The following is a 325-nucleotide window of genomic DNA, read 5'->3' on the forward strand; positions in this document are numbered from 1 at the left end:
ATCTGCTGACTGCGCGATTTTATCTCCCAAAGCCTGCAGTTCCTCCGCCTGCGCCATGTCTGCTCTTGTTATACTGCGGCGAACCCACTGACTTTCCCAAAGCTGATCCAGACAAGCTGGGCATTTTACTTTCAATTCTTCCGTATGCAGTTTTTCAAAATTTCTCGTTTCAATAATAATATTCATATGTTCAGTTTAACATGAAAATACAGTTCGTTCAATTATTCTCTGTCACAATTTTTCTGCTTTATTTTAACTCTTTTAATTCGTAAACTAATTTTCTTAAAAGTAAAATATAGCCTACTAAAAATGGGCAATCCCGTTA

General features: G+C 36.6%; 1 protein-coding gene. It reads right to left on the bottom strand.

The window, feature by feature from the left end:
• A partial coding sequence (locus D1841_RS18210) for a hypothetical protein (protein WP_166554385.1) occupies positions 1-186 on the bottom strand: 186 nt, incomplete at its 3' end.
• Positions 187-325: the final 139 nt, after the last annotated feature.

This window comes from Neglectibacter sp. X4 (assembly GCF_009917365.1).
In the GTDB taxonomy this organism is placed as follows: domain Bacteria; phylum Bacillota; class Clostridia; order Oscillospirales; family Acutalibacteraceae; genus Acutalibacter.